Genomic DNA, 17,134 nt, shown 5'->3' with positions numbered 1-17,134 from the left:
AAAATCAATATATTGACACGCATCTCTGACTCTCCTCAATATGGTGGGGCTTTGGTTCCTGTGACTCGTCATGGGCGAAGAGGGAAGCCGGTGAAATTCCGGCACTGCCCCCGCAACTGTTAGCGGCAAGCCAAGGCCCCGATATCCACTGGACAGGACAGTCCGGGAAGGTGGGGCCAGGCGTTCGAGCCGCATAGTCAGGAGACCTGCCAAGGCAACAACGACGAAACCGGGCGGAGGGCCCGGAGGCGTTTCGGCAGGTCGTGCCATCCGCACGTCCAGCTGGCGTCCCCGAAACTTCCGCACCGAAAACGGGCAGAACGAAAAGGGACAAGAAAATGAGCATCACCGTCTATTCCAAACCCGCCTGCGTGCAGTGCACCGCCACCACCCGCGCGCTGGCCGCGCGTGGCGTCGATTTCGATGTGATCGACCTGACCGAGGATAACGAAGCAATGGAACTGGTGACCTCGCTCGGCTACCGCCAGGCGCCTGTCGTGATGGCCGGCGACGATCACTGGGCCGGTTTCCGTCCCGACAAGATCGGCGCGCTCTGCTGATCTCAATGGGCGGGCTGGTCTATTTCTCGTCCCGATCGGGAAACACCCGACGCTTCGTCGAGAAGCTGGGCCTTACGGCGCAGCGTATCCCCCTCGACCCAACGGCGCCAATGCCCGCCCCGACCGCGCCCTTCGTCCTGATCTGTCCTACCTATGCGGATGGCGAGGGACGGGGCGCGGTTCACAAGCAGATCATCCGCTTTCTGAACATCGCGGAGAACCGCGGCCGGATGCGCGGCGTGATCGCCAGCGGCAACCGGAATTTCGGCGCCACCTTCGCCTGCGCAGGCGATGTGATTTCCGCAAAATGCAGGGTGCCGGTGCTCTATCGTTTCGAACTGGCGGGAACGGAAACGGACCTTACCCGCGTCAGACAAGGATTGGACAGGTTTTGGAAAACGCAGTTCTCGACCGCGACCTGAACGACGCCGCACCGGCCAAGGCGGTGCCCGCGGAATGGCAGGGCCTCGATTACCATGCGCTGAACGCGATGCTGAACCTCTATGATGACGAGGGGAAGATCCGCTTCGACGCAGACCGAATGGCCGCGCGGCAGTATTTCCTGAGCCATGTGAATCAGAACACCGTCTTCTTCCATTCACTGGACGAGAAGCTGCGATATCTGGTGGACGAGGGCTATTACGAGGCCGCTGTCCTTGACCAGTACGACCGCACCTTCATCCATAAAATCTGGGATGCGGCATTTGCGAAAAAGTTCCGCTTCCCGACTTTTCTGGGCGCCTTCAAATATTACACCAGCTACACGCTGAAGACCTTCGACGGGAAACGCTATCTCGAACGGTTCGAAGATCGCGTCGTCATGGTCGCCCTTTGCCTCGCGCGCGGCGACGAAGGCTTTGCGATGAAGCTGATGGAAGAGATCATCGGCGGCCGGTTCCAGCCCGCGACGCCCACCTTCCTGAACGCCGGCAAGGCGCAACGCGGCGAGCTGATCTCCTGCTTCCTGCTGCGGCTGGAAGACAACATGGAAAGCATCGGCCGCGGCATCAACTCGGCGCTGCAGCTGTCGAAACGCGGCGGCGGCGTGGCCTTGATGCTGACCAACATCCGCGAGCACGGCGCGCCGATCAAGGGTATCGCCAACCAGTCCTCGGGCGTCATCCCGGTGATGAAACTGCTGGAGGACTCATTCTCCTACGCCAACCAGCTTGGCGCGCGGCAGGGTGCCGGCGCGGTCTATCTGAATGCGCATCACCCGGACATCCTGCGCTTCCTCGACACCAAGCGAGAGAATGCTGACGAAAAGATCCGCATCAAGACCCTGTCGCTCGGCGTCGTCATCCCCGACGTCACATTCGATCTCGCGAAGAAGAACGAGGACATGTACCTGTTCTCGCCGCATGACGTGCAGAAGGTGTATGGCAAGCCCCTCTCGGAGATCTCGGTCACCGAGAGATATCACGAGATGGTCGACGACCCGCGCATCCACAAGAAGAAGATCAACGCGCGCGCGTTCTTCCAGACCATTGCCGAGATTCAGTTCGAAAGCGGCTATCCCTATATCATGTTCGAGGACAACGTGAACCGCGCCAACCCGGTGGCGGGGCGGATCACCATGTCGAACCTGTGTTCAGAAATCCTGCAGGTGAACGAGGCGTCCGAATTCAACGACGACCTGTCCTACAAGCATCTGGGTACCGATATTTCCTGCAATCTCGGCTCGCTGAACATCGCCAAGTCGATGGATGGCGGCGACCTGGGCGCCACGGTGGAAACCGCGATCCGCGCGCTGACGGCAGTGTCGGAGATGTCGGAGATCGACTCCGTTCCCTCTGTGAGGCGGGGCAACGACGAGAGCCACGCGATCGGCCTTGGTCAGATGAACCTGCACGGGTTTTTGGCGCGCGAGCGGATCCACTACGGATCGGCCGAAGGCGTGGATTTCACCAACATCTACTTCGCCACGGTGCTCTATCACTGCCTTCGCGCGTCGAACCTGCTGGCGAAGGAGCGCGGCCAAAGCTTCAAGGGGTTCGAAAAATCAAAATACGCCGACGGCTCTTTCTTCGACAAATATGTCGAACAGGACTGGCTGCCGGAAACCGATGCGGTCAAAGCACTGTTCGAGAAACTGGGCGTTACCCTGCCCAGCCGCACCGACTGGGGCACGCTGAAAGAGGCGGTGATGAAACACGGTCTCTTCAACCGCAACCTGCAGGCGGTGCCGCCGACCGGTTCGATCAGCTATATCAACAACGCCACCTCCTCGATTCACCCGATCACGGCCAAGGTCGAGATCCGCAAGGAAGGCAAGATCGGCCGCGTCTATTACCCCGCTGCCTTCATGTCGAACGACAACCTTGAATACTACAAGGACGCCTACGAGATCGGGGCAGAGGCGATCATCGACACCTATGCCGCCGCTTCGCAGCATGTCGATCAGGGCCTGTCGCTGACGCTGTTCTTCAAGGACACGGCGACGACGAGGGACATCAACCGCGCGCAGATCTACGCCTGGAAGAAGGGGATCAAGACGATCTACTACATCCGCCTGCGCCAGATGGCCCTTGAAGGGACCGAGGTGCAGGGCTGCGTTTCCTGTTCGCTCTGATCCAGTGGCGGGCCCTTGCCCGCCCGATCCGCAACTCGTAGGGCGGGCTTCGGCCCGCCACCCGCGAAAGGCACCGACGATGAAAGATATGACCGAAACCCGCCGTATTCCCCGTGCCATCAACTGGAACCGGATGCAGGACGACAAGGACCTGGAAATCTGGAACCGCCTGACGGTGAACTTCTGGCTGCCGGAAAAGGTGCCGCTTTCGAATGACATCCAGTCTTGGTCGCAGCTGACCGAAGAGGAACAGCGCCTGACCATCCGCGTCTTCACCGGCCTGACCCTGCTCGACACGATCCAGAACGCGGTGGGTGCGCCGACGCTGATGCAGGACGCGATTACCCCGCATGAAGAGGCGGTGCTGTCGAACATCGCCTTCATGGAGGCGGTTCATGCCCGGTCCTATTCCTCGATCTTCTCGACACTGTGTTCGACGCCCGAGGTCGACGAGGCATTCCGCTGGTCCGAGGAAAACGCACAGCTGCAGCAGAAATCGCGCCTGATCCTCGACGAATACGACTCTGCCGCGAACCCGCTGCGAAAGAAGGTCGCCAGTGTCTTTCTGGAAAGCTTCCTGTTCTATTCCGGCTTCTACCTGCCGATGCACTGGTCCAGCCGCGCCCGGCTGACCAACACCGCCGACCTGATCCGCCTGATCATCCGCGACGAGGCGGTGCACGGCTATTACATCGGCTATAAGTTCCAGCGTGGCCTTGAACGCCTGACCGAGTCCGAACGTCAGGAGATCAAGGATTTCGCCTTTGCCCTGCTCTTCGACCTGTACGAGATCGAAAGCCGTTACACCGAATTGCTCTACGATCCGCTGGGGCTGACCGAGGATGTGAAGCATTTCCTTCATTACAACGCAAACAAGGCGCTGATGAACCTCGGCTTCGAAGCGCTGTTCCCCGACGATGTGTGCAAGGTGAACCCGGCGATCATGGCGGCGCTCTCGCCGAATGCCGACGAGAACCATGATTTCTTCTCAGGCTCGGGCTCGTCCTACGTCATTGGCAAGGCCGTCGCGACGGAAGACGAGGACTGGGACTTCTAGATTTGGCTCTCGCCTGGCGGCGAGCGGAGAGGCAATGCGACGGGTACATCGCCCGGAATCGGCGCGAAACCTTCAATGCCCGATATCCTGCCGCTCCTCGATATCACCCGAGTTGCCGCGGTCGAACATGGCACGCCAGGCATCAAGGCGAGTATCCTCCGGATGTAGGCGGTGCCATTGCCGGATGGCATTGCGAAGCCCCGTCCGCCCGATACGACTTCCCGGCTCATTTCTTGCCTCGGGCGTATCGCCTTTCGCAACCGCATTCCATACCGCCTGCTTGGCCGCTAGGTAGTCCGGCATACCCCAGGCAGAAAGCAACTCTTGGAAACGGTCGAATGCCACCCGGTCAAAGGCGCGATCCCGCGCCATTCGGTCCGTCACCGGATTCGCCGGATGGACCATCGCACAGGGAACCCAGCCGTCCGGGACTGGCACATTTGCGGAATGGGTGCGACCGGTCCGCAGCAGTTTCGGCAGGACGTGGGTATGCGGTCCTTCCGGTGATAAGCCGCCGGTATCGGGGCCACCGATCGGCTGAAATACCTCCACGCGCCCTATGCGCGTCAAGGTAACGCGATGTGGATGCGCCTTCAGGATGGCGCTCATCGCCGGATTGCCTTGCTCCATCAGCGGCCGTCCCTCGGCAGCGCGCAGCACTTGCAGCAACGCCGGATTGGTTGTGCGGATACAAAAATCTACCTGGTGTTGGCCAAGGCCCAAATCAAAAAGCACAGCCTCCCGATCCTCCGGGCGCAGTGCATCTGCGTCGGCTCCGATCTCGGTCAGAACACCGCGGGACCGCATCGCCGCTTCCCTGTTTGGCAGGCAAAGCGATACACCATGCGACCACCGATGCGGGCGCGGACTCAGCATCTGATAAGCGACGGGCCGCACCCTGCTCAGCCGGTCTATTCGGATACCGCCTCGCTCCGTCACGCACGCCAGAGGAGCGGGACGCGGCGTCGCGGACTCACCGGAAACGTGGTGGAACTCGGCAATCGCGCCGAACGACCCCATGCTCCAGCCGGTCTCCTCGTCGCTCAGCGCATCCCACAGAAAGCTTTCAATGTTCATCGTGTCGCTCGCGCATCCAGTCCTCCGTGCCACGCCGGATCGCTTCGTAGGTGGCGCGCCCGATAGCCTCGCCCAGATCGGTGTGCAGCCCGGCATATGCGCCTTCGCCCTTCGGCGCGGCAAGCGCTATGCAATCCGTGCCGGTACCTGTGGCAGGCCCGCCAGGCAGCATCGGGCCCGCCTCAACCACTGCAAGCGTGCGCGCCTGCGCTACGATGGTCATGGCCTCAAGCATCGCCGCGGGCTTCATGCCAGTCCCCAGCTGAACCGCGATGTTGATCGTTCCCCAGTTCGTGTCGGCATAATCCATCCGCGCGCCCACCCGTTCCGCATTGGACAGCCCGACAGTCGCAACGCAACGCACCGTCGCAGAACCCGCAACGGCCTCGGAAACGACATGACGGCGCAGGTCACGCGAGGTCAGGAAACAGGGGCAATCTGCGACACCGCGGTGGTCAAGCTCCGCCTTCACCCAGCCGCTGACATCCAGCCCCGGATGCAGGTCCGCATTGCACACTTCCCGCCACAGGATCTTGCTGGCCATGACCGGGCCGGGCCGGTTAATCACCCAGCTCAACACCTGCAATTCGGCACCGAGATCCAGCTCCAGCCAAGGCCGGTCGAGGATGATGCCACTCATCCCACCACCTCGGTTGCCTGAAAAATCGGGCCTTGCGCCGTTTCTTCGAAATGCGCGCAGATACCGAAATGGTCGCGCAGGTTGTCCGGCGTCAACACTTGGCGCGGCACCCCATCCGCCACTTTCGCATGCCCGCCCAGAAGTACCAGCCGCGTGCAATGCCGTGCCGCAAGCCCAAGGTCGTGGATAGAGACCAGGACTGAATGCCCTTCCGCTGCCAACTCGCGAAAGATCCGCATGGTTGAGATCTGGTGCGCCGGATCCAGTCCGGCAATCGGTTCGTCTGCCAGGATCAGCGGCGTTTCCTGTGCCAGCACCCGCGCGATCAGCACTCGCGCCTGCTCGCCCCCCGACAGGCGGGTGACCGTCCGAGCCCGCAATTCCTTCAGGCCCATCCGGTCAAGCGCCCGCTCCGCGGCCGCGCGATCCATCTCGCCAACTGGCTGACCCGTACCCAGATGCGGAATCCGGCCCAGCGTCACCAACGTCTCGACATCGACGGGCCATGATACCTCGCGCGCCTGTGGCAGCCAGGCGGCGGCCTTCGCGCGCGCACGCGGAGCCATCTGGGCGAGGGAACTATCACCCTGAGCCGGGATCAGGCCAAGCGCCGCGCGCATCAATGTAGTCTTGCCGGCCCCGTTGGCGCCGATCAACCCAACCAATTCGCCTGCGCCGATCTCCAGCGATACTCTCTCCAGAACCGTGCGTTGGCGCAGCGTCACCGAAATGTCGGACAGGCGCAGAAGGCTCATGCCATCTCCCTCCGCGTCCGATAGATCAGGTGCAGGAACAGCGGTGCGCCGACCAGCGCAGTGACCACCCCCAGCTTTAGATCGCCCGAAGGCAGAACAACTCGGACAGCCACGTCCGAGGCCAGCAACATCGCGGCACCGCCCAGAGCAGAGGCCCAGAGCAAAGCGCCGGGCCGGGCCCCGACCAGCGGGCGCAGGATATGCGGCACGACAAGGCCGACAAACCCGATCGCACCGGCCACGGCGGTCGCGGCACCGACTGCGGCCGCCGTGCCCAGCACCACCTGCCACCGAACCCGGCGCAGGCCGATGCCCATCGCCTCCGCAGCGTCCTCGCCCAGCGTCAGCGCGTCGAGGCTGCGGCCAAGGCTGCCCAGCAGCGCCCAGCCCACAACCATCAGCGGCAGCGCGAGCCAGACATGGCTCATCGACCGGTCCGACAGCGATCCCATCATCCAGAACACGATCTCGTTCGCGGCAAAAGGATTTGGCGACAGGTTCAGCACCAGCGACGTAAAGGCCGCTGCCAGCGACGATATGGCAATTCCGGCCAGGATCAGCGTCAGCGACGAGCCGCGCGGCCCTGCCAGCAGCATCACCAACGACACGCCCACCACGGCCCCCGCAAGGGCGCACAGTGGCAGCCCGAATGCAAAATGTGCAGCAATGCCGGTCTGTATTGCCAGAACCGCCCCAAGAGCGGCAGAGGCGGAAACCCCGATCAGCCCCGGATCGGCCAGCGGATTGCGCAGATAGCCCTGCATCGCGGCGCCGGACAGGCCCAGGCTGGCACCGATGCCCAGCGCAAGCACCATGCGCGGCAGGCGGATCTCCCGCATCACCAGCGTCAGCGGCGTGCCGGTATCGGTGAACAGCGCGTACAGGCTTTCGGCCGGTCCGATCGCAGCCGGACCCAGCACCAGGCTGATAAGAGCCAGCAGCACTACAAGCCCCGTCAGACCAAAACCCAGCAGCCTCACGGCGATGTCTCCAGCTTACGGCGGGTTTCGGCCAGCTCTTCGATGGCGCGCAATACGAAAGGCGTACCGCAGACCCAGTCGCGATCGGTCACGGCCGCGCCCGGCAGCGCTTCCCGCAGCTTCGCCACCACCGGGTGATCGAGGATCTCTTCGGATCGCGAGTTGCCTTCATAACGGCTGCCACGGATCAGGACTTCGGGGTCGGCCATCGCCAGAACCTCCAGCGGCATCCGCCCGCCACTGGGCAGGCCCACCTCGTCCGCGATGTTGTCAAATCCGGCAGCGGAAAGGATCTGCCCCGCCAGCGTTCGGTCGCCCGACGTGTAGCCATTGGCAAAGAAAAGCGCGGCACGTGGCTGGCGAATTACCTTGTCCCGCAGCGCCGCAAGCCGCGCGTCGAATTCCGCCGCCAGACCCTCCGCGGCCTCCTGCCGATGCAGCACCTCCCCCATCTCGATGATCCGCTGGCGGACTTCGTCGAGAGAATAGGCCGGGCTGAGAACCGCGACCGGTATGTCCAGCCTCTTCAGCATGGCAACGGTTGCCCGGGTCGAAAATGTCCCGGCGATTACAAGGTCCGGTTCCAGCAGATAGATCTCTTCCGCCAAGCCGTGATTTACGACGTAGTTCTGCGCCTCTTCTGCCATTGCGGAACTGCGTGGCTGCGCGGCGAGATACGACACGGACAAAAGCTGACCGGGCGCTGCCACCAACATCGCAAGCTGGTCGGTACAGAGATTCATGGAAACCACCCGCACCGGCGCCGCGCCGTCCGGTTCCTGTGCTTGGGACGGACCAGGGGCGGCGGCGACCACCGCCCCGAGCAGAATGGATGCCAGAATCCGTTTCGCAGTCACCTCAGAACGTCGCTCCCAAACCGACGTAAACAGTACGTGGACGACCGATATAGCCCCAGGCTTCCATCGCCTCGTTGTCGAACAGGTTCTGCACCCGCGCCTTCAGCTCGACATGATCACTCAGCTGATACTGGGCGGCAAGATCCACGGTGGTGAAGTCCGGCAGCTCTTCGGTCGCATACACGCCCCAGTACTGCGTGTCATAGTTCCCTGCAACGTAACGCAGGTCCGCCGAAATAGAACCGCGCCCGTCCAGCACAGTGGCCGTCGCACCGAGCGCCAGCTCGTGTTTCGGCCGCCGCACCTCGACACTGCCATCCGGGTTCGCCGCCTCCAGGTAGGTATAGCCCAGCCGCAAATCCAACCAGTCGGTCGCCGCCCAGGCACCGGAAACTTCGAGACCCTCACGAGTGCTGTCGCCGCCCTGATTTACGTAGACAAAGTTCGCGCCATCGAAGACCGTGCTGATCTCGTCAGTCAGCGTTTCGTTGAAATATGTGACGTCGAAATGTCCGCGGCCGTCGAAGAACGGCACCTCGACGCCAAGATCAAAGCTGCGGTTGCGCTCCGGTTTCAGGTCAGGATTGCCGACATAGCCATAGGCGTCGGCATAGAGCTCAAAATAGGACGGGTTCACCGAACCGGTACCGGCAGAGGCGTGCAGCCGGACGCCCGACCCGAATGTATAGGACACGGCTGTGTTCCAGGTTGCGATATCCTCGAACACCTTGTTGTCGTCGAACCGCAATCCCGCCTGTACATCCAGCCCGAAATCGTAACTGCCACGGTATTCCAGCGCATAGGACGTTGTCGCCCGGTCGTATCCGGGGGCGGAGGTGCTGCTGTCCTCGCTGTACTCGAGGAATAGGTTCATCAGGTGGTCGGAACGGGCCGCGGCCTGCCCTTCCAGCCCAAAGCTCAGCCGGTACTTCAGCGCCCATGTCTCGGTCTCGGTCGGCGTGCCGCCATAATAGCTCTGGTCGTTCTGCGTCATCTCGTAGGACAGCCGGTTCAGGACCCTTCCGTCCATCATCGCATACTCCGTCCAGAGACCCGCGGTCAGCTCGTTCCGGGTACTGGTCGGAAACGGGTCGTCGACAACGTAACCGTCAGAATCCGTGGCGACGTAAGAGTTGCTGTCGTAATCGTAGTCCTCATGCGCCCGGCGCAGGGTCAGGCCGAACTGCAGATCCTCGGTCACGAAGTAATCGGCAGACAGGATCACAGTTGTGCGTTTCGTCGCGTCCTTTTCCCCGTCCGATCCGGAAAAGTCGTAACCTTCGTCATCGAAGGACGAGAATGACAGCGAAACGCCGCCGCGATCATCGCGAGAATACAGGAAAAGCGAGCCGTTCAAGCCCGCACCGTATTCAAGCGACAGCGAACCGCCCTGCCCGTCGGTGCCTATCCTGGTGACGATGTTGATCACGCCGGACGACGCGTTAGAGCCGTAGTAAACCGATTGCGGACCACGCAGAACCTCGATCCGCTCGACATTCGCGGTGCTCAGACCTGACAGAATGTACTCGCCGTCGCCGCCGGCCGCCTCGATCCCGTCGATCAGAACCAGTGTGTGGTTGGCCTCGCCGCCGCGGATGCGGACCTGGGTGAAGTTGCTTCCTGTCCCGTTGACCGACACGCCGGGTACCGCACGCAGCGCATCCTGGACAGACGAAATGCCGCGGGCGCGGATTTCGTCGCCTGAAATGACGCTGACTGACCGGCCGTACCGGGCGGCCTCGATCGGTGTGAATCCGCCGGACAGGATGACGGTGCCGAGGAAATCGGCGTCCTGCGCCACGGCGGGAACCGGTGACAGGACGAGTAGGGCATTGAATGCGATACGATGCAGGCGGGACATGACTATGCTCCCCATCAATCGGCGCGCGTGGGCGCCGAAACGTGTCAATGTGCATCCGGAATTCGCAGCTTCCGGACACGGCGCATTGCCACCACGACGGAAGATACCGTTGCCTGAGGCGCCCCTCGCGCCCGGCAGGGTGAACACTTCGGCAGGTCTCCTGACTTGCGGGTCATCGCTCCACCGGGCCTTCCCGCCGCGCGCAGAGCGGCAGTGGCATGTTCCGGCTTCGCTATCCGCCTACAGTTGCGGGGGCAGTTGCGGATTTGGCACCGTAGAGAGGCCGGACCGCATTCCCTGTTACTCGAACGGCAGTACCGCTCGAACCGAAGCAAGAATTTGTTACCGGCATGCACCGACCCTGTAAAGGTGCACAACGCCATATGCGTGATAGGGACCCGAGCGTGCTCAAACCGGCCCGAGCTGCGACAGGCGCGGTGAAGGCACCAGCCGCCAGGCAATCCGCCTGCCTATCAGGTCAAGGGCATGTCTGATTTCAGTGGTGAGCCGTGCAGGATTCGAACCTGCGACCCACTGATTAAAAGTGTCCAAATGCAGTTGTTGCGCGCTGATGCGTGCTCTTGCGTCAGCTTGCGTAATCTGTTGTGAATGATTAACAAATTGCAGCAAATCTTTGCGCGATCTTGCATTCCGTTGCGCCTTGCGTGGTTGCCATGTGGTAGCCAAATCGCGTTTGGTGGTTGCCATGTGATAGCCAGGAGTAGCCTCGATGGCGACGGCACGGATCACGAAACGCTCGGTCGACGCGCTCCAACCGGAGGCCAAAAGATACGTTCTCTGGGACAACGAGGTCTCTGGATTCGGCGTCCGCGTTAACCCGACCGGGCGCAAAGTGTACGTACTGAAGTACCGGGTCGGTGGCGGCCGGAATGGCCGGCCACGATGGGCGACGATCGGGACACACGGGAGCATGACACCTGACCAGGCGCGTGCCGTTGCACGCGGTTGGGCGGCTGAGGTTGCTGCTGGCGCAGATCCGGCTGGTGCAAAGGAAGAGCGACGAAAAGCGCCAACCGTTTCCGACTTGCTGAATCGCTATCTAGATGAGCACGCAAAGGTGAAGAACAAGGCCAGCACAGCCGCGAACGCTCGCTCGCTTGTCGACAACCTGATCCGGCCGAGCCTTGGGCGTCTGAAGGTCTCGGATTTGACAGTGGCGGATGTCGCCCGGTTTCACTCCGGAAACTCTGGCGCTCCGTATCAGGCAAATCGCGCTTTGGCCGTGCTCTCAAAGGCAATGGAATTGGCCGAAGTCTGGGGCATGCGTCCGGATCATTCGAACCCGTGTCGTCGTGTCGATCGATACCCTGAGCGATCTCGGGAACGCTTCCTGAGCGCGACTGAGTTTCATCGGCTCAGTGATGTTCTGATCCGTGCGGAACGGGAACCTCTCCTGGTGCGGGCAAAGGATGGAGCAGCTGCAGAGACCAGGGTCAACGCGGAAGCGATCCGAGCAATCCGGCTGCTCATCTTCACGGGCGCAAGAGTCGGGGAGGTCCTGGGCCTCCGATGGGAGCATGTAGACATCGATGCCGGGCGGGCGAACCTGCCTGACTCGAAAACCGGCAAGAAGCCCATCCAACTGCCGGCCCCTGCGCTCGAAGTTCTGGCGACGGCGGACCGTCCCGCTTCGGGCAAGGGCTTCGTGATTCGCGGCCGACGAGGCGATGACCCAGAAGTGCCGCTCACGAACCTCAAAGGTCCCTGGGGTGTGATAAGGCGGGAGGCCGACCTAGAGGATGTACGCCTGCACGACCTGCGCCATGCCTACGCTTCGATCGCGGTTGCCGGCGGGTTGTCGCTCCCGATGATCGGCGCCCTCCTGGGTCATCGGGAGACCAGAACCACTCAGCGCTACGCCCACCTCGCCGACGATCCGCAAAGGGCCGCGGCCGAGCTGATCGCTGGCCGGATTTCTGACGCGATGAAGGGCCCGCCAGAGGCTTCGAAAATCGTCGCATTGCGTCAGAAGGACTAGCGCCGGGAAATCTATATCTTGTGTGCCTCGGTCTTCGTTTTCGTTGCTCTACCCTCCCGAAATCGCTGTTACCCTGTTACCTTTGTTACCTTTCCGCTTAAGGGTTTATTATTAAACGATAAAGGAGGTAACAGATTCAGACGGCCAAGGTAACACTGTCCCGTTACCTGTTACCATTTCTGTCCCTAATTGAAGGAATACGTGGCTAGCCGTGGACTCGATGGATGGCCGACCCGTCTCCAAACACGGTTTGGGTGACAAAAAATGAGCTGTGTTTTCGTGAATCGCTAACACTAAATGTAGTAGGTCGCGCCGATTCTCATTGCTTGTTCGTTAAAGGATTGGTTACCTGAATTCGAGCGTGGCTAGGCTGATCACCGAACGCGGGCGAACTCGCACCCCGTTGCCACGCTCTTTCCCGTGCGGGCGCCTTGCGAGAGGCAGCAGAATGACAAACGAAGAATGGCAGAAACGGCTGCCGCTGGACCGTCACGGGCTGGCCGTACTGGGAGCAGCTCTCCATCTCAGTAGCCAAAACCAGAAGCCCTGGCGGACTTGGGAAGGGCCGAGTTTGTATGACCTTGCGTACATCGGCGCTTTAGACGGCTCGATCCTGGAAAAAGGTGCCAATGTTTCGATAGCCAGCTTTAGGTTTCACTGGCAGCATCTCTACAGGTTTGGAGTGCTGGTGCCTTGGATCATTGAGAGAGTGCCAGATCAAGGACCAGAGCCTCCGGATCGTTCTCTGCCCATACCCGCTTCGCGAGAAGTGAAGGTGCTCGAAGCACTCACCGATTTGTTCCTAGAGTGTGCACGTGGTTTGACGCCCGATTTCAACGGCGTTCCGCTTCCCAAGCTGCCTGTGCCGCGTAATTTCAACCTCGAATGGGCATTTCAGTGCCTTACGGCTCCGTACTGCGATGCGTCTGGTAATACGCGTGGTCGGGAGCCCTACCCGGACGACAAATTGCTCGCTGCGAGCCTGGCCAAGGCTATCCAATTGGCGGCCAAAGAACATCTGTCCGAGTCGATCGGCCCGTTCCGCGCAGTCGATATGGTTCTTAAACATTTCGAGATTCAGGTTCCGCGGGAGAACAGCGATTTTCAGCCATATGTCATCTACTCGACCACTCAAAGTGGTAGCGAGCGAAGCCAGGTTCGGGAAATGATGAAGCGAGTGTCGGATGACGAGGCAAGAGCGTGCATCCGAATGGAGCCCCTAGGGCATCGAGAAACAGCGCTGGCGATCAGTTTGCCATTTCTGATCTTGAACAGTGATGTAGTCGAATTCGCTTCTGGCTCAATTGCATCACAGTTGCGCCGGCCGATGACTCTTCAGTAAAAAATAGGAATTTATCAAAATAGACCGTCAGAGCCACGTCATGCTTCATCGATCCACAACAAGCATGTGGAGGCATGACAAATGGCGGAAAAATTCTCCGATGGGCGGCTGCTGAGCCGCGCGGAGGTTCAAGAGCACTTTGGGCTCACCACGCGCCACCTGGAAGACTTGGCCGCAAAGGGGCAGGGCCCAGCGTTTTCGAAGCTAGGTCGGATGGTCCGATATCGCGCCGGTGATGTGCGCGATTGGATCGAAGCCCATCAGGTAGTGAGCCCCATTTCTAGCCAGGGGGCTGACCGCGCAGAACCTTGCATGAAGGCGGATCTGCCGCTTCGTATTATCGCTACCCTGAAAAAGGATACGGCAGCATCGGCCGACGAAGTCGAGGCGTTGATCGCCGAGACGGATGCCGCCTGCGACGCTTACGCCGAACGAACCCTCGCGTTGGCCGAGATGAAACTCACAGACCGCAACACCGGGCCACGACTTTCCAAGATCCGCCAGGATTTCGAAGAAGCTCGATCGATGGAAGATGGCCTTGAGCGGTGCCTTTCAGACCTGCGAGCCCTGCACCGCAAGAAACAGAGCGCAGGGTCCTAAGAGCCTAAATCCTGAAGAGATGGAACGTTGAAGATGACCAAGTCTACCATTGAGAACGAAATCGCCACCGCCTTCGAGGATAGTTCGCTTTCCTCTGACGCGCTTCGCGATCTGCAAATGCGAGTGACGGAAGCTGCGGACACACGCCGCAGTGAGGCTGTTTCAGCCCGTATGCGGGCGCTCGAACCAGCACTCGGGCAGAGCGAGGCGGCAGTGGCTTATCAGGAAGCTGAACGACTCCAGTTTGAAGCGGACCGTTTCCGCGTCGCAGCGGAACGACTCGAGGATCTCGTGGACGAACGCACCGACGAGGAAGAGCAGGCCACGAAGTGGTCCGCTTACAATCGAGCTCAAGCACAAACCGAACGGGTCGCTGATCTGATTAAGGCGGAGTATCCCAACCTGGAACGGAAGCTTTCGCAACTGATTCTCGAAATCATCCGCGCCAACATTGCAGTCAGCGACGCTAACGCCGACCTGCCCGATGAAGCACCAATACTCTTGACGCCCGAAGCGATGGCCAGATCTTTCCCTGACAGTACTTCGGGCGCCTTCCGTGGTGGCGGGCCAGTGACCATCGCGGAGATGGTTGTGCCGAAGTTCCAAGATTGCCTTACCGCGTCCTGGCCGCCGAAGTTCAATCCGTACCCGGGTGCTCCGCGGGTCTCGCTTCAGCAGCTAGAATCCATGGTCCGCCACGGCGAACTCTGAAACCGAGCCGGCCGAGGTAGCCGGGCGCTTCCCAATCCGCGCAAATACCTCCCGTCAGTCGTGAGTGGGCAAACCGCGACAGGGTATGGCCGTGGCAGGGACACTTTTCGGCGCGAGCCCATCGAGAGCTGCGACTAGGCATATGCCTTGTCGCAGCTCAATTTCCCAATGGGGACATGCTCATGTGAGATGCAGCCTCTTCGGTTCCTCTTACCAAGTGTGCTTGCAGAAATCGAAACCAGTCGAGTCCCCCACACTCGTCTGGCTTAATTTCGTTCTGGGGCGGCTGCGCCCTCAATTGCGCGCAGCTCTCTTTCTACAGAGGCCAAACGATTTGGCCGTTCATCGTGCCAAGCCGATTCCGACCAGATCCATAACCTCCCGGCGACTGTAACTACTCTGACGGCAGAATTGGCCGCTGCATCCAAGTGATGCGCGAGATTCTCGGGTAATGACACTCGGCCATCTGGCTCAAGGGTAAGTCGGAGATATCGATCCATTGCGATCAAGGCCAAATGTTCGCGCTCTTTCACGGAAGCTTGAGCAAGTCGTTTGGTCAGAGCATGAATGGTCGCCTGACCGGCCGGTTCCCATGGAGCAAGTTCCGCATGCCGAGTGGGCTCAATTCGGGCGAATACGGAAATTGGAGCGTCGCCGATCGTCCACGCAAGCCGGCTCCTGACCGACGCTGGCAAGTGTACGCGAGACTTGGTTGTTACCGCGACGACCTCAGTCCAGATCGTATCAGTTAGATCTGCGACGGGGTTCCAAGTTGGGGGTCGACCTGTCTTCATGGGACAATCTGGGAAAAATTACCTTGCACGGCCTATCATCTTGTTCACAGGTTTTCCACTGCCTTTACGAGTAATTATCCCCCGGTTTTATGTTGTGAACCCTTCCCATCGTGGCCACGCCGTACGGAGGTTTCTACTTGCGACACCCAGGAACAGGTGCGAAAGTAAAGAAAATGGGAATAAATCTACAGGCATCTTTCATGGCATTATCCGGGGACCACAACGTTCAAACCGAAGCCAATCAAGACTTGGTTTGTTGGACCCGGATGCAGGCCGAAGCGGGTCAGGGGCTGCAGACCATTATCGCGCGTAAGGAAGTTGAACGCCGAGCCGGAAAGGGGATTTTTTTCTGGGGCGTAGGCAACGCACCGTCCGTCGCTACTTCAGCCTATGCGCGACTTCAAACGCCCGTGCAGGTTGTCTTCTCAATCATGAAAAGCCGGCCTCGAGCAAGCGACACGGCCCCGCGTTCCCTACTTGTTTGGCGCCGATATTTGGATATGCATGGCAATGAGCGCGAGCTCCCGAGCCAAGCGCTGGTCACAAGCCGTGGTGAAACAGATGGCGGCTTCAAGAAGCGGCACTACGCATTGATGTGTAGAAGCGAGACTCCATTGGTAGTTCGTCACGGCCAATGCTTTGATCCTGCAGCCTACCGCAACATCGGCAGCAAGGGGGGGCCAGTAGGTGCTTCTCAGGTAACGGCGCTACTGCAAAGGACTGGTCCCGGTTCGTCCAGCGACTATTCAGCCAATTTGACCGCCATGCTTGTCGGAAGCTACTGGGTTAGGCTGACTGACCCGGTATTGGCAGATGCTGAAGAAATCGCGAAGACAAGCGACGTGACGGCACCCCAAGAATGGCTGGCGGCAGTGGCTAAGATACGACTTGGACCGAGGGTAACAGAGACTCCGGCCCTACAGCCAACTCTATTCTGACGGAGAAGCTACTGATTTTGGCGGAGAATTCTTCCACTAGGCTACGGAAACAGCTTCGCAAGTCCGGGATTAGTACTGCGGCGATTGACGCAGCATGGCCGGCGTGGTGGAGCGACGATGCCTCCGAAAGCCCGTCCGCCCAGGCTGAACTCCGATTTGCATTGGCTCGGAAATTGGGACTTGCCCCAAAGCCACTTCTCGGCGAACGGGTAGAGTTCGTTTGGAAGGACAAAGCCCGTTTCAAGCACCTTGGGACGGAATCGGCTGCAGATCGGCAAGTCTTGAGCTCGTTCGCAATGTCCTTTGGTCGGCTTTTGACAAGGGCTGAGTCAAAAAGACGGGATATTTTGGGTCTCGATCCTCTGGACCTCCGCAACTCGATTTTGAGCTC

16 protein-coding genes and 2 riboswitches are annotated in these 17,134 nt (G+C 60.4%); of the genes, 9 read left to right on the top strand and 7 right to left on the bottom strand.

What is annotated here, in order from left to right; translation table 11 throughout:
- Nucleotides 1-35: 35 nt before the first annotated feature.
- Nucleotides 36-229: riboswitch (cobalamin riboswitch) on the top strand.
- Between the two features lie 109 nt (nt 230-338).
- From nrdH to nrdF, 4 genes are all read left to right on the top strand, one after another.
- Nucleotides 339-560 carry a glutaredoxin-like protein NrdH gene (gene nrdH, locus HCO70_RS16630; protein ID WP_172298189.1) on the top strand — a complete coding sequence of 74 codons (222 nt, stop codon included), beginning with the start codon at nt 339-341 and terminating at the stop codon, nt 558-560.
- 5 nt (nt 561-565) lie between these two features.
- Nucleotides 566-982 (top strand): class Ib ribonucleoside-diphosphate reductase assembly flavoprotein NrdI, encoded by a 417-nt coding sequence (nrdI, locus tag HCO70_RS16625; RefSeq protein ID WP_172298187.1) that lies wholly within the window; start codon nt 566-568, stop codon nt 980-982.
- Nucleotides 983-1,050: 68 nt separating this feature from the next.
- Nucleotides 1,051-3,132 (top strand): class 1b ribonucleoside-diphosphate reductase subunit alpha, encoded by a 2,082-nt coding sequence (nrdE, locus tag HCO70_RS16620; protein ID WP_253913348.1) that lies wholly within the window; start codon nt 1,051-1,053, stop codon nt 3,130-3,132.
- Between the two features lie 79 nt (nt 3,133-3,211).
- Nucleotides 3,212-4,189 carry a class 1b ribonucleoside-diphosphate reductase subunit beta gene (gene nrdF, locus HCO70_RS16615; protein ID WP_172298183.1) on the top strand — a complete coding sequence of 326 codons (978 nt, stop codon included), beginning with the start codon at nt 3,212-3,214 and terminating at the stop codon, nt 4,187-4,189.
- Between the two features lie 72 nt (nt 4,190-4,261).
- On the opposite strand, the gene HCO70_RS16610 is transcribed toward nrdF, so the two are convergent.
- The 7 genes from HCO70_RS16610 to HCO70_RS16580 form a co-directional block, all read right to left on the bottom strand.
- Nucleotides 4,262-5,266, bottom strand: coding sequence for a hypothetical protein (locus tag HCO70_RS16610; RefSeq protein WP_172298181.1), 1,005 nt, complete (start codon nt 5,264-5,266; stop codon nt 4,262-4,264).
- Nucleotides 5,256-5,906 (bottom strand): adenosylcobinamide amidohydrolase, encoded by a 651-nt coding sequence (locus HCO70_RS16605; protein ID WP_172298179.1) that lies wholly within the window; start codon nt 5,904-5,906, stop codon nt 5,256-5,258. The genes HCO70_RS16610 and HCO70_RS16605 overlap by 11 nt, the downstream gene beginning before the upstream one ends.
- Entirely contained in the window at nt 5,903-6,661 is a 759-nt protein-coding gene (locus HCO70_RS16600; protein WP_172298177.1) for an ABC transporter ATP-binding protein, read from the bottom strand. Before HCO70_RS16600 ends, HCO70_RS16605 begins: the two co-directional genes overlap by 4 nt.
- Complete coding sequence (locus HCO70_RS16595) at nt 6,658-7,641, bottom strand: FecCD family ABC transporter permease (RefSeq protein WP_371742250.1); 984 nt, start codon at nt 7,639-7,641, stop codon at nt 6,658-6,660. Before HCO70_RS16595 ends, HCO70_RS16600 begins: the two co-directional genes overlap by 4 nt.
- Nucleotides 7,638-8,498 (bottom strand): ABC transporter substrate-binding protein, encoded by an 861-nt coding sequence (locus tag HCO70_RS16590; protein WP_172298175.1) that lies wholly within the window; start codon nt 8,496-8,498, stop codon nt 7,638-7,640. The genes HCO70_RS16595 and HCO70_RS16590 overlap by 4 nt, the downstream gene beginning before the upstream one ends.
- 1 nt (nt 8,499) lies before the next feature.
- The gene (locus tag HCO70_RS16585) at nt 8,500-10,359 is read right to left on the bottom strand and encodes a TonB-dependent siderophore receptor (RefSeq protein ID WP_172298173.1); all 1,860 of its coding nucleotides are present in this window, start codon (nt 10,357-10,359) and stop codon (nt 8,500-8,502) included.
- 132 nt (nt 10,360-10,491) lie between these two features.
- A riboswitch (cobalamin riboswitch) is annotated at nt 10,492-10,705 on the bottom strand.
- A 62-nt stretch (nt 10,706-10,767) separates the two neighbouring features.
- Complete coding sequence (locus tag HCO70_RS16580) at nt 10,768-11,067, bottom strand: hypothetical protein (protein WP_216665470.1); 300 nt, start codon at nt 11,065-11,067, stop codon at nt 10,768-10,770.
- Between the two features lie 22 nt (nt 11,068-11,089).
- On the opposite strand from HCO70_RS16580, the gene HCO70_RS16575 reads away from it, so the two are divergent.
- From HCO70_RS16575 to HCO70_RS16550, 5 genes are all read left to right on the top strand, one after another.
- Nucleotides 11,090-12,358: a site-specific integrase gene (locus tag HCO70_RS16575; protein WP_172298170.1), complete on the top strand. Its 1,269-nt coding sequence runs from the start codon at nt 11,090-11,092 to the stop codon at nt 12,356-12,358.
- A 448-nt stretch (nt 12,359-12,806) separates the two neighbouring features.
- Nucleotides 12,807-13,700 (top strand): hypothetical protein, encoded by an 894-nt coding sequence (locus HCO70_RS16570; protein WP_172298168.1) that lies wholly within the window; start codon nt 12,807-12,809, stop codon nt 13,698-13,700.
- An 81-nt stretch (nt 13,701-13,781) separates the two neighbouring features.
- Nucleotides 13,782-14,300: an AlpA family transcriptional regulator gene (locus HCO70_RS16565; protein WP_172298166.1), complete on the top strand. Its 519-nt coding sequence runs from the start codon at nt 13,782-13,784 to the stop codon at nt 14,298-14,300.
- 33 nt (nt 14,301-14,333) lie between these two features.
- Complete coding sequence (locus HCO70_RS16560) at nt 14,334-15,011, top strand: hypothetical protein (protein ID WP_172298164.1); 678 nt, start codon at nt 14,334-14,336, stop codon at nt 15,009-15,011.
- 967 nt (nt 15,012-15,978) lie between these two features.
- A complete protein-coding gene (locus HCO70_RS16550) occupies nt 15,979-16,743 on the top strand; it encodes a hypothetical protein (RefSeq protein ID WP_216665469.1) in 765 nt (254 codons plus the stop codon).
- Nucleotides 16,744-17,134 lie beyond the last annotated feature (391 nt).

Source organism: Pseudoruegeria sp. HB172150, assembly GCF_013184805.1.
In the GTDB taxonomy this organism is placed as follows: Bacteria; Pseudomonadota; Alphaproteobacteria; order Rhodobacterales; family Rhodobacteraceae; genus Psychromarinibacter.
Note: the sequence above shows the minus strand (reverse complement) of the source record. Positions and strands in the feature narration are given on the sequence as shown.